Genomic DNA, 14,157 nt, shown 5'->3' on the forward strand with positions numbered 1-14,157 from the left:
AATTTTTTGTTAAAAAAATAATAATTTTTATAAAGTAATAACGATTATTTATCTCATATTTGACATTTGACAGCTTTTAATAACTAGCGTTAAGTGAAAATATTTTATCAATCATTGAGATAATACGAATAGACATTAACTTTATTATAGTTCATTTTAGCAGGAATAAGAAGGATTACGCAGTCCATATTTTTTCATAATTTAGCGCAATTTTTGAACTTGACATCGTTACCCCTTCTTTCTTTTAAACTCTGATAGCCTCGAGATATCTAGCAAAAATAGCCCTCCAAATAATGCTTTACAACGATTTGGAGGACTATCTCTACTAAATTTGTGATCGATAAAAGATAGTGAAACAAATAATCTAAGTTCGTCTGTTACAAATTAAATACAGTTTAGTTATTCAGTTTTTATCATTTAGCGATATTATTGTTTTCTTTTCTTTACTGCTATGACCAGCACAACTACTACCAAGATCCCCCCTAGAGCAATCAGTGTATAAGAAACAACTTCTCCCGTTTTAGGTAGGAATGACTTTCTTGTCTCCTTTTCCTTTGGAGTGGGTTTTCTCGGCTCTGGTCGATCAGGCACGTCTTTTCCTGGTACAACTGGCACGTCTGGCTTATTCGGTTTATCTGGATCTTCCGGAATGACTGGTACTTCTGGTTCATCTGGCGGTGTCACGTGATCATCCACTGTCGCGATGTTCAAGATTTCTTTTCCTGACACAGCTTCGTTATTCACTTTGACTTTAAAGACGATCGTTCGAACTTTTGTGTCGTTGATCTTGCCATATTCGGCGGTGATCGTGCCATCTTTTGCAGTCAAACTTGTTGGTTTTGGATCGTCCCCTTCGCTAGTCAAACTTCCTTCGACATACGTCAAGCCTTTTGGTAACTTATCAGTCACTGTCACTCGGTTCAAGACGCCGTTTTCTATCGTGTTGTGGAAACTGATGCGGTATTCTAGCTCTTCACCGATTTTGGCTCTTTTCTTGTTGACTGTTTTTTCACTTACAAGTTTACCATCTAAAGTTTGTGGTTTATCTGGATCTTCCGGAATGACTGGTACTTCTGGTTCATCTGGCGGTGTCACATGATCATCCACTGTCGCGATGTTCAAGATCTCTTTTCCTGATACAGCTTCGTTATTCACTTTGACTTTAAAGATGATCGTGCGAACTTTTGTGTCGTTGATCTTGCCATACTCGGCGGTGATCGTGCCATCTTTGTAGTCTAAACTTGTTGGTTTTGGATCGTCCCCTTCGCTAGTCAAACTTCCTTCGACATACGTCAAACCTTTTGGTAGCTTATCGGTCACTGTCACTCGGTTCAAGACGCCGTTTTCTATCGTGTTGTGGAAACTGATGCGGTATTCTAGCTCTTCACCGATTTTGACTGTTTTCTTGTTGACTGTTTTTTCACTTGCCAACTTTCCTTCTGGACTTTCCGGAATAACTGGTACTTCCGGTTCATCTGGCGGCGTCACATGATCATCGACTGTCGCAATATTCAAGATTTCTTTTCCTGACACAGCTTCGTTATTCACTTTGACTTTAAAGATGATCGTGCGAACTTTTGTGTCGTTGATCTTGCCATACTCGGCGGTGATCGTGCCATCTTTGTAAGTTAGACTTGTCGGTTCCGGCTGGTCTCCCTCACTTTTCAGGCTACCTTCCACATAGGTTAACCCTTTAGGCAACTTATCGGTTACTGTCACTTGGTTCAAGACACCATTCGTCACTTTATTACGGAACGTGATGCGGTATTCGATTTCCTCCCCAATTTTTGGTGCTTGGTTATTCACTATTTTCGTTGTTTCCAGTTCCCCCGGTGTTTCTTCTGGAATCACTGGGATTTCTGGTTCATCCGGTGGATTGATATGGTCATCGATTTTCGCTTTATTGACGATTGTTTCGCCAACTTTCGCTTCTTCGTTGACTTTCACTCGAAAGACGATCGTGCGAACTTTTGTATCATTGATCTTGCCGTATTCGGCAGTGATCGTACCGTCTTTGTAGTCTAGACTGGTTGGTTTTGGATCATCACCTTCACTCGTCAAGCTACCTTCGACATACGTCAAGCCTTTTGGCAAGTTATCGGTTACTGTTACTTGATTCAAGACACCGTTCGTCACTTTATTACGGAACGTGATACGGTATTCGAGTTCCTCACCAAGTTTTGGTGATTGGTTATTCACTATTTTCGTTGTTTCCAGTTCCCCCGGTGTTTCTTCTGGGATCACTGGGATTTCTGGTTCATCTGGCGGATTGATATGGTCATCGATTTTTGCTTTATTGATGATCGGTTCACCAATTTTAGCTTCTTCGTTGACTGTTACTCGAAAGACGATTGTGCGAACTTTTGTATCATTGATCTTGCCATATTCGGCAGTGATCGTACCGTCTTTGTATGTTAGACTTGTCGGTTCCGGCTGGTCTCCCTCGCTTTTCAGGCTACCGTCAACATACGTCAAGCCTTTTGGCAAGTTATCCGTTACCGTTACTTGATTCAAGACACCGTTCGTCACTTTATTACGGAACGTGATGCGGTATTCGATTTCCTCACCTAGTTTTGGTGCTTGGTTATTCACTATTTTGGTTGTTTCCAGTTCTCCAGGTGTTTCTTCTGGGGTCACTGGAATCTCTGGTTCGTCGGGCGGATTGATATGATCGTCGATTTTCGCTTTATTGACGATTGTTTCACCGACTTTTGCTTCTTCATTGACTTTCACTCGAAAGACGATCGAGCGAACTTTTGTATCGGTAATTCCTTTGTATTCAGCAACCATTTGGCCATTTTCCATAGATAAGCTTGTTGGTTGTGGGTCATCCCCTTCACTTTTCAGACTGCCTTCAACATAGGTCAAGCCTTTTGGCAATTCGTCCGTCACCGTCACTTGTTTTAGGACACCGTTCGTTACTTTGTTACGGAAACTGATACGGTATTCGATTTCATCCCCCAGCTTCGGTGATTGGTCATTCACTACTTTTGTACTTTCTAAGACACCTGGCGTTTCCACTGGGGTCACTGGTGTTTCTGGTTCATCTGGCGGATTCGTGCCATCATCGAGCGTTGCTTTATTGACAATCGTTTCACCTGTTTTAGCTTCTTCATTGACTGTCACTCGAAAGGCGATCGAACGAATTTTTGTATCACTGATCTTGCCATATTCTGCGATGATCGTACCGTCTTTGTAACTTAGATTTGTCGGTTGTGGATCGTCCCCTTCGCTAGTCAAACTACCTTCGACATACGTTAACCCTTTCGGCAAGTTATCCGTTACCGTCACTTGTTTCAGCACACCGTTCGTTACTTTATTACGGAAGTTGATCCGATACTCGATTTCGTCACCGATTTTTGGTGATTGGTGATTGACCGATTTCGTACTTTCTAACTCACCTGGCGTTTCCACTGGAGTCACTGGTGTTTCTGGTTCGTCTGGCGGATTGATATGATCATCGATTGTTGCTTTATTGACGATTGGCTCGCCAACTTTCGCTTCTTCATTGACTTTGACTCTAAAGACAAGCGAACGCACAGTAGTGTCTGAGATCTTACTATATTCCGCGGTTATTACTCCATTTTCTATACCTAAACTCGTTGGTTGCGGATCCGCACCTTCACTTGTCAAACTACCTTCGACATACGTCAAGCCTTTTGGCAACGTATCAGTAATCGTCACTCGGTCGATCACTCCGTTAGTGACTTTGTTACGGAAACTGATACGGTATTCGATTTCGTCACCAATTTTTGGCGATTGATGATTGACTGTTTTCGTTACTTCTAATTGTCCAGGTGTTACTACTGGTGTGACTGGCGTTTCTGGTTCGTCTGGCGGATTCGTACCATCATCGAGTGTTGCTTTATTGATGATTGTTTCACCAACTTTTGCTTGCTCATTGACTGTCACTCTAAAGATGATCGTGCGGATTTTTGTATCACTGATCTTGCCATATTTTGCCGTGATCGTCCCGTCTTTATACTCTAGACTCGTCGGTTGCGGATCGTCGCCTTCATTTTTTAAGCTACCTTCAACATACGTCAATCCCTTAGGCAAGTTATCTGTCACTGCGACTTGCTTCAAGACGCCATTTTGGATCTTATTACGGAAGGTGATACGGTACTCGATTTCATCACCGATTTTTGGCGATTGGTTATTGACTGTTTTCGTACTTTCTAATTCTCCTGGTGTTTCTTCCGGTGTGACAGGGATTTCCGGCTCATCCGGTGGGTTCGTGCCATCATCGATCGTTGCTTTATTGACGATCGTTTCACCGACCTTCGCTTCTTCGTTTACTTTTACTCTAAACATGATCGTACGAGACTTCGTATCAGAAATCTTGCCATACTCTGCTATCAGTTTTCCGTTTTCCATCACTAACTTCGTCGGTTGCGGATCGTCCCCTTCGCTGGTCAAACTACCTTCGACATACGTCAATCCTTTAGGTAAGTTATCGGTTACCGTGACTTGCTTCAAGACGCCATTTTGGATTTTATTGCGGAACGTGATATGGTATTCGATTTCCTCACCGATTCTTGGTGATTGATGATTCACTATTTTCGTGCTTTCCAATACACCTGGTGTTTCTTCCGGTGTCACCGGCGTTTCTGGTTCATCTGGCGGATTCGTACCGTCATCGATCGTTGCTTTATTGACGATCGTTTCGCCAATCTTCGCTTGCTCATTGACTTTTACTCTAAAGACGATCGTACGGGTTTTCGTATCACTGATTTTGCCATATTCAGCAGTGATCGTACCGTCTTCATAACTTAGATTTGTCGGTTTCGGATCATCGCCCTCACTGGTCAAACTACCTTCGATATACGTTAAACCTTTTGGTAAAGTATCTTTGATCGTGACTTGTTTCAAGACACCATTTGTGACTTTATTACGGAACGTAATACGATATTCGATCTCATCTCCTAGTTTTGGTGATTGATCATTCACTGACTTGTTGCTTTCCAATACACCTGGTGTTTCTTCCGGTGTCACCGGCGTTTCTGGTTCATCTGGCGGATTCGTGCCATCATCGATCGTCGCTTTATTGACGATCGTTTCGCCAACTTTCGCTTGCTCATTGACCTTTACTCTAAAGATGATCGTGCGGGTTTTCATATCGCTGATCTTGCCATATTCAGCGGTGATTGTACCGTCTTTAGCAGTTAGATTTGTTGGCTGGGGATCGTCCCCTTGACTCGTTAAGCTGCCTTCTACATACGTCAAGCCTTTTGGTAAAGTATCCGTTACCGTCACTTTGTTTAAAACGCCGTTAGTTATTTTATTGCGGAACGTGATGCGGTATTCGATTTCCTCGCCAAGTTTTGGCGATTGGTTATTCACTATTTTCGTACTTTCTAATTCTCCTGGTGTTTCTACAGGTGTGACAGGAACTTCTGGTTCAATTGGTGGATTTTCGCCATCGTCAACGATTGCTTTATTGATGATTGCTTGTCCTGCAACAGCTTCTTCATTTACACGTACTTTAAACGTAATGGATCGTGTAGCTGTATCAGCGATTCTTGGATATACAGCAGTTATTTTTCCATTTTCAACAGTCAGTGACGTTGGTTTAGGTTCATTGCCGCTACTTGCGATGCTGTTTTCCACATACGTCAAGCCTTTAGGTAAACTATCCGTGATCGTGACTTGATTTAGAGCACCATTTTCTACCGTATTCTTAAAGTTGATCGTATAGTCGATTTCTTCGCCAATTTTCGGTGATTGATTATTGACTGTTTTTGTACTTTCAAGCTTTCCTGGCAACTCTTCTTTTTCTACTTTTACTTCAACAACATTTGATTGATTCTCAAGTGCTGTATTCGTTGCTGCATCTGTTCCTTGCACAGTTGCGCGATTAGGGATCAATTGCTCGGCAACGGCTGTATTATTGATTTTCGCTTGGAATTCATACACTGTTTCAGCAGTCGTTCCTTTGTAGCTACCGCCGTTGGTTGCATTAGCGCCTTCACCAACACGAACAGTCATTGTTCGGTTAGCTGACGTATATTCCGCTTGATCATCGCCAGAGGCATCTGTTTTTTTACCAGCATTTGGCCCACTAACGACTGACAAAGAGCCAGGAACATAATCCAAACGGCTATCTAACACGTCTTTAGACAATGTATTGACAGCTTCTGAATTTTCCTTTGTGTTTTTCACATGCACACGATACGTAACTGTATCGCCGATTTTGTAGGTCTCTTTAGGATTCATGATTTCTTTTTTGATTTCTAGCTCAGGAATTTCAGCATTGACAGAGAAACCAATCGCATTGGTAGAATAGTCATCTCCTGTACTAGTAGTTCGGAAACTGATTTGATTTTGGCCATTTCGGATCAGTCCTTCGGGTAGCGAGAGACGATCGATATCGATATCTAAAAAGTTCGGATGTCCTGGATTGAATTGGCCTGGATACTTGTCAACCATATGCTGATCATTATCCGAAACTGTGGCGTTCATGACATTTCCAGCTGGATTGATCGTATTGATGATATTAACAAAATTCCCTGCACTATTTTTGATTTGCGCATTATCACCAGTAAAATATTTATCCCCTTGTACAGTAAACCAAGTGACAATTGGTTCTAGTTTCCCTTGTTTGGCTGTAACAAAATCTTTCATAACAAACTCATTATTAGTTCCAGCTTTATTCCCTCTAGCACCATAGTAAACATTAAATGCTCGAGAATGCTTTGCTTGATCTTTTGTTACAATGAATAAACTCCAACCACTGAAATTATAAGATTGATATTTTCCATTTAAACTATTAGTCATCGGAATATCGGCTAAAGTGTACCCACCAGTTGCGCTTTTATCTCCTTGAATGATCGAAGTAACATCCGCGTAATTTGAAAAACCTGTATTGTTATAGCCGAAACCTTGTCCTGGGTTCGTCGCATCTTGGTCAATCCGATGATATCTTTGTGGTGCTACTCTTTGTGATGTACCATTTGGCGTAGTAAATTTGACTGGTGCGCTGATTTCTTCATCTGTAAGGTTTACTCCAGCAGGGCCTTTATAACGGGAAGAACTCCAAAACAATCCCGCCCAGGCAATCTCTTTCGCACCATCTAGATCAATATATGCGCGACTAGAATTATAAGTTGTCGGGTCGCCATCCACATCCGCAAATTCTAATATAAAGTTATTGATTGCATAGACGCTACTAGCAGCTCTAGTATTTAAAAAAATATTTGCTCGATACTCTTTTTCATCGAGAATTTTTAAATTAGTATTTCCTGTAGAAAAAAGTTCTCCTTTGTGCACACTATTATAGATTGGTTTATCAAAGCCTCGTCCTGGTGTTGGTGCAAGTCGAGGGCCTTGAGGCATAGCTGCCTGAGGTACTCCAGGGTCGGGGTCCTCTGCTTCTTCACTTGTTGACTGTGACTCTTCTGTTTTTGTTTCTTCTGTTTGCACAGTCGATTCTGGTTCTGACGTGGTTTCTTTGGTTGATTCTTGGATCGGTTGATTGGATATTGATGATTCTGATGGTTCTGATTGTGCGGTAGATTCTTGTATGGGTATTGAGGTACTACTCGTTGGGGCAAATTCTTTTCTGGGAAAGTTGAGCTTGACCTCACCTAATTTGTTTTCTGCTTCTTTGATTTCCACCAATAGTTGAGTCTCAGATCGATTCGTTTGTTCCCCGGTAATGGAAAGTTTTCTTGTTTCATTTGGTTGAAGCGTAGCAATTCGTAATTGCGTCCCCTTTTCTTTTTCCATCTTTTCAAACGATACGATTGGATCAGTCGATTCAACTACCTTCTGTTCATTTTTTAGTGTTTGCTCATCAAATTTAACAGGTGTATCGTTTTCATTTTTTTGATGAATGATCAACTGGTTGATGGGTGTCGTACTTTTGTTCGTCACCTCATAATGAACATCTACTAATTGCTGATTTTCTGCATTTGTTTCAGTATCTGCTTTGACATAAAGCCTTTCAGAGTCAAACACATTTTCTTTAGGCGGTGCTACGCCTTCTGCAAACACACTCGTAACAGGCAACAGATTAGCTACCAACAACATAACAACAGCTAAATAATTCAATGGAACTCTATACACTTTTTTCATTTTTAAAATAACCTCCTTCCACCCACTATATAATCGTTGTTTCAATAACACAAAAGAAACGGTTTGGAAGATGAGTATTTTCTCATATATAAAATTACGAACCTTATTTATATGGCAATAAAACAAATAATTTAGTAAAAAAAAGAGAGTAGTTAACAACTAATATGCTATTTTATGTTTTAAAAATAGAACTTTCTTCCTATATATATGTAAAAAAAGCTACTGTACAAACTGCCTAATAAGCGAACGACTTTTTGCTAACACCACTTTTTTTTAGTAAAAGAAAGAGTGCAATCATTTGCTTGAAGAAAGAAAAAAGTCAGAAATTTCTAAATATAAAACGTTCAAAAACGCCTATTTTATAGGAAAAAATGGTAATTTTTCCGATTTAATCAATCGAATCTCCAATTTTATCACCTCATAACGTTATGAATAAAACGATAGATTGTTATGTCAGTCAAAACAAAGAATTAGATTCGTCTTGATTTTAGACAAACCGAAGCATCTGTCTAGCTAAAATTATTAGATAAGTTATTAATAGTATTATTCTCCATCAATCAATCCATTTTGTATTACTATTCAAAAAAAGGATTATATTATTGGATATAAAAGATAAAAAAACAAATATATACACATTTAATTCTGATTTACAATAACAAAATAAAAAATAAACAGGACTAAAATACCTAGTCATTAGATAACAATTTATAATAAATTAGAAAAGCTCTCTCTTTTCTAATTGTCCATTAATTTTATGAACGTAAGGTTTCCATGCTGATAACGTTATGTTTTAGTATGTTCATTCTTTCTACAAAAAAACCAAGCGACTCTTCCGTTCAGAAGTGTAACCTGGCTTTTCGTATTATTTATAAAATATCCACTAGTTGCTGAAATCCCTTCTGTAATCGAAGCAATTTTGCTTGTGCAGAAGCTTGGTTTGTATCTTTCACTGAGTAGTAGATCTTAAACTTCGGTTCTGTGCCTGATGGTCGTAGGCATAGCCATGAACCATCGGTAAATATATATTTCAACACGTTAGAAGTAGGTAGCTCAATGAGGGTCGATTGTTGATCTGGCGTGGTTCTTAGTGAACGTGCATAATCTTCTGTACACGCTAGCTTAAACTCCCCCAAATGTGAGAAGGATTGCGCCCTCAGACGATCCAATCGTCGATTCATCTGTGAAATACCATCTTTTCCAGAAAAAACCTGTGTTTCCAAATATTCTTGATAGTAACCGTATTCCTCATAAAGCACATTCAAGCGGTCGATTAGATCTTGTCCCAATAGTTGCTGATCAAGTGCGGCTTCTGCTAATAGTACTGCTGCTTGGATCGCATCTTTGTCTCTCACAAAAGGTGCGATCAAATAGCCATAGCTCTCTTCATACCCAAACAGAAACTCTTTCCCATGCTGTTCTTCTGATTGCTGGATCTGTTCCCCGATGAATTTAAATCCTGTCAACGTATTTCGTGTTTCTATCCCATGTGCTTGCGCAATTTTTGAACCTAATTCTGAAGTGACGATCGTTTTAGCGATAAAGTAGTTCACCAACGATTCTTGATTTTGCTGTTTCATTCGAATCAAGTAATCCAACAAGAGTGCCCCGATTTGATTGCCTGTAAGAAAATACGGTTCTCCGTCTTTCAAGACAACGACACCTAAACGATCTGCATCTGGGTCTGTTGCTAATATCAACTGTGCATCCTGTTTTTTTGCTTCAGTGAGTGCCAACGCAAACGCCTCTTTATCTTCTGGATTAGGCGACGCTACCGTTGAAAAATCCGGATCAGGTAAAGCTTGCTCTTTGATGATCTGCAAGTTAGAGAAACCGATTTGCTTAAATGCTTTTTGCATAAGGCGATTGCCTGCCCCATGTAACGGCGTGTAGATCAAGTTAAGTTGAGAACCAAATCGTTGGATCTTTTCTTTACTTTGAATGACTGCTGTCAACTGTTCCAAGTAAAGAGTATCAACTTCTTCGCCAAAAAGCTGGATCAGCTGATCCTCTCTATATACAGCTAAGGAATCTGCTTCAATCACTAATTCATTCGGGCCATTTTCTAAAAGTTCCGTCAGTCTCTCTGCTGTTTCTAAAGTGATTTGTCCACCATCTGGCCCATAAACTTTGAAGCCATTGTATTGTTTCGGATTGTGGCTAGCCGTGATCATCACTCCTGCATATGCTTGATAGTGACGTACAAGAAAAGACAATTGTGGTGTCGGACGTAAGCAATCGGATAAGTAAACTTTGATCCCTTGGCTTGCCAATACACGCGCCGTCCATTCCGCAAATTCCTTTGAACCATGACGATTATCAAATGCAATCACTACTCCTTGATTCGCCGCATTTGTTTCAAGAATGTAAGTAGCTAAACCAAAAGCAACTCGCTTGATCGTATAAACATTCAGCCGATTCGTGCCGACTCCGAGTTCCCCTCGCATCCCACCTGTGCCAAAGGTCAAGTACTGATAAAAGCGATCTTCGATTTCTAGCGGATCAGAAAGAGCAGCCAACTGCTCTTTCATCGCTTCATCTAAAGAGGGTTCATTAAGCCATTCTTGGTATTTTTGTTGCCAAGTCATGCATGTTCCTCTTTCATTTGATCTAAAATCTCCTTGATTGAAAGCGTGCAACCAGCCATTGACGTATCAGCGACACCGTAATACATCGTCAATTGATCGCCCTCAAGTAATGCCCCACAACCAAAGACCACATCTCCAAAGAAACCATTCTTTTCATACTCTGCTTCTGGCTCCATAATCGGCTGATGACTTCTGGCAAGCACTTTCGTTGGATCTTCTAAATCCAAGAGCGCAGCTCCCATACAGTAGCGATGTTGCGCAGTCGCTCCATGGTAAATGATCAACCAGCCTTGCTCTGTTTTGATAGGCACTAGCCCGCCACCGATCCGACCGCTATCCCATGTATTTTCTCGAACACCTAATAAATGATGATGATTTCCCCAACTCAATAAATCGGGTGAAGAAGCAATCCAGATGTCATAATTTCCGATACTTTTTAAGGATGGGCGATGCAACGCATAGTACTTCCCATTGATTTGTTCGGGAAAAATCAACACATCTTTATTTTCTGGCGCAAAAATATTCCCTAGATCTTGATAGGATCTGAAATCTTTTGTTGAAACTAAAGAATCACAAACACCCATCGGAGAAACCGAACTAAAATTGACGTAGTAGGTATCACCAATTTGTGTACAACGCGCATCTTCTATACCATAAGTTTGATATTCATTAAACGGATACAAAAACGCTTCTTCGTCGATCGTAAAATGATGACCATCTTTACTGCGCGCAATCCGAATGTAAGACAAAGAAGTTAAATATTCAAAACGATCTAACTGATCTTTTTTACGGATCATTCGTGGGTCTTCAAAGTCATAGCTGTCATCCTCACGATCAAAAGATAAGATTTCCATTGTTTGGGTCACTGGATCATAAACAGGCGCTTTGATCACCTTTGGATCTTCCGAGATCGGTCGCTCTGCAACTCTCAACAAGAGTAAGACTTCCCCTTGGTAATAAGCAACTCCCCCATTGAACGCACCAATCACTTCATATCCGTCATGTAACGGTTTGATATCTTCAGGTGTAATCAATGGATTTTCTTTAAAACGTTCTATTTTCATCTTCACTTACCTCTACTTAAATGGATTTTCAATTTCTAATTTTTGTGCGCCAGCATCACTGATCCCAGCATATAAAACCGCCTGTTCAGAAATCAGGTGCAAGCCACCGCTAAAGACCACATCCACAAGATCCGGTCGTTTCGTTGGCCCTTTAGCAAAATCTTTTCTTTCGGCAATGATGCGCGCATGCTTCATCTCATGCGTACTGCGATCAAAAGAAAAACGCATCGCATAATAATGACGATCGCCTTGCTCATCAAAATTGGCAATATGACCTAAGACCCAAATCTTGCCATCGATCTCAAAAATTTCATTCGCACCGCCCCACTCTTCATCAGAAAATTGGTTTGCTAATAATGGCGCTTCTTCGATTTTTTTGATCGATAAATCAGCCAAATGATCGATCACACAAGCCCCAATCTTGCCACGACCGCCTTTTTCTCCTTGTGGACGTGTCATGACCAAGATTTCGCCAGTGGCCAATTGCTTCAACCGTAAGTCTTTCATTCCCCACGGACCTTCAAACAATTGGTGGGCAGTTGCTGTATCTTCTAAACGATAAAAAATAGTCCGCCATTGTGCCTGACCTTCTGGCAAGAAAATGACTTCCACTCCGCCTAAAATCACTTGCCCATCAATCACCGTATAAAAAGGATCTTGTAGCGGCAATTGGATGCCATCAGAAATCTTTGCCCATGTATTTTTAGCTGTTTCTCTAAACAAGTAAACAGTTGAATGCTCGCTCTCTCTAGCTTCTACACGCCCAGCTAGCACCACTTCTCCTGCTAACTCAAATGGAGCGGTAATGTTGTAGACATCCTTCGTCCCCACACCAGTAAATGTCAAAAATTCCGCTTTTTTCATTTGCTCAAATTTACTTTTTCGATAGTCTTCAATTAAGTTTTTTATTTTGATCATTGCTCTTCCTTTCCAATCCAACAGCTTTTTGGCGGCACTTGGACCCATTGACGATCTTCGCTCAGCACACCTTTGCCATAAATCGTTTGAACTTTTTCTGAAATATTCTGTTTTACAGACGAATCGCTAAAATTCAGTAGCACAGATAAATGCTTGACTTGATAGCGGATACATCCATTTTCCAACTGAATATTCGTCACTACTTGAAAAGGCCCCTCCGCTTTACGCAACCGAATCAATTCTTGATAGACAGAAGAAATCAATTCCCCTTCTGGATTTATCGGACTCGACCCGATCCACCCAGTTTGTTGACTCGCTCCCCAAGGAATCATCCCCCGTGAGCGGTCGCGATTCACTTCGTTAGCAAATAAAAGTGCCTGTTGCGTCTCTACAAATAGACATTGTTCATGATATTTATTCTTCGCTTGGATATCACGAATCTCTGAAATATGCGATGGAAGATAATCCCCGACGCCTTGTTCCTCCCCTTGGAATAAGAAGGGCACGCCACGATTGATCAATAGAAAGACGGATAACAATTCATACGTCCCACGATCTTCTCGTGCCAATCGATTCCATGACCGGCTCATATCGTGACTATTGAAAAATAAAGTAGGGAGATAGTTGCGTGCATTCATCTCTTGGAATTCATGCGTCAATAGCTTCAAATCCAAATCTTCAATACTCCCTAAATTAAAGTTGAATGCCGTATCAAATCCTGCCTCTTCCACATAACTAGAAATCACTGATAATTGATCCGAACTGATCTCAGCCACGGTAAAAATATCTGGATCGACTGTTTTGAGCCATTGATTCATTTCTTTAAGCACTGCCATCACGCCAGGTTGATTGACATCATAAAGATGCACCTGTTTGCCATCCGCATCGATTGGATTATCCGCAAAGGTATCACTCACCGTTAGATTATTGATCACATCAAAACGAAACCCATCCACACCGATTGCCAACCAAAAAGACAAGACATCATAAATCGCCTGCTTCACTTCAGGATTCCGCCAGTTCAGGTCTGCCTGTTCTTCTGCAAAACTGTGATAATAATACTGATTCGTCCGTTGATCCAGTTTCCAAGCACTGCCACCAAAAAAACTTTCCCAATTAGTCGGTTGATTCCGCCAAATATACCAATCACGTTTCGCACTCTCCAGACTCGCACTGGATTCAATAAACCACGGATGTGCCGTTGATGTGTGATTGAAAACCACATCAATAATCACTTTGATCGATAACGCATGCGCTTCTTCCAAAAGCGATTGAAAATTTTCCAAACATCCATATTGCGGATCAACTGCACAATAATCTGAAACGTCATACCCATTATCGACCCTTGGCGAAGGATAAAACGGCGTGAGCCACAAAGCATCGATGCCCGCTTCTTTTAAATAAGGCAACTTCTCTCGGACACCATCAATATCCCCGATCCCGTCGCCATTACTATCCGCAAAAGAAGCGAGATAGATTTCGTAAAAAACTGCATTTTTCCACCACATCGTTTA

Annotated in this window: 5 protein-coding genes; all 5 read right to left on the bottom strand. The window is 40.9% G+C overall.

Going from position 1 to position 14,157, the window contains the following annotated elements:
- Positions 1–426: 426 nt before the first annotated feature.
- The 5 genes from IGL24_RS11445 to IGL24_RS11465 all read right to left on the bottom strand — a co-directional run bounded on the left by IGL24_RS11445 (position 427) and on the right by IGL24_RS11465 (position 14,151).
- Positions 427–8,076 carry an isopeptide-forming domain-containing fimbrial protein gene (locus IGL24_RS11445; protein WP_207115517.1) on the bottom strand — a complete coding sequence of 2,550 codons (7,650 nt, stop codon included), beginning with the start codon at positions 8,074–8,076 and terminating at the stop codon, positions 427–429.
- An 866-nt stretch (positions 8,077–8,942) separates the two neighbouring features.
- A complete protein-coding gene (locus IGL24_RS11450) occupies positions 8,943–10,661 on the bottom strand; it encodes a phospho-sugar mutase (RefSeq protein ID WP_207115518.1) in 1,719 nt (572 codons plus the stop codon).
- Complete coding sequence (locus IGL24_RS11455; RefSeq protein ID WP_207115519.1) at positions 10,658–11,725, bottom strand: BtaManbiosPhlase; 1,068 nt, start codon at positions 11,723–11,725, stop codon at positions 10,658–10,660. The genes IGL24_RS11450 and IGL24_RS11455 overlap by 4 nt, the downstream gene beginning before the upstream one ends.
- Before the next feature lie 12 nt (positions 11,726–11,737).
- Complete coding sequence (locus IGL24_RS11460; RefSeq protein WP_429968453.1) at positions 11,738–12,589, bottom strand: DUF1861 family protein; 852 nt, start codon at positions 12,587–12,589, stop codon at positions 11,738–11,740.
- A gap of 50 nt (positions 12,590–12,639) precedes the next feature.
- Entirely contained in the window at positions 12,640–14,151 is a 1,512-nt protein-coding gene (locus IGL24_RS11465) for an alpha-amylase family glycosyl hydrolase (RefSeq protein WP_207115521.1), read from the bottom strand.
- Positions 14,152–14,157: the final 6 nt, after the last annotated feature.

It is taken from the genome of Enterococcus sp. DIV2371, from assembly GCF_050498525.1.
Lineage (GTDB): Bacteria > Bacillota > Bacilli > Lactobacillales > Enterococcaceae > Enterococcus_B > Enterococcus_B mangumiae.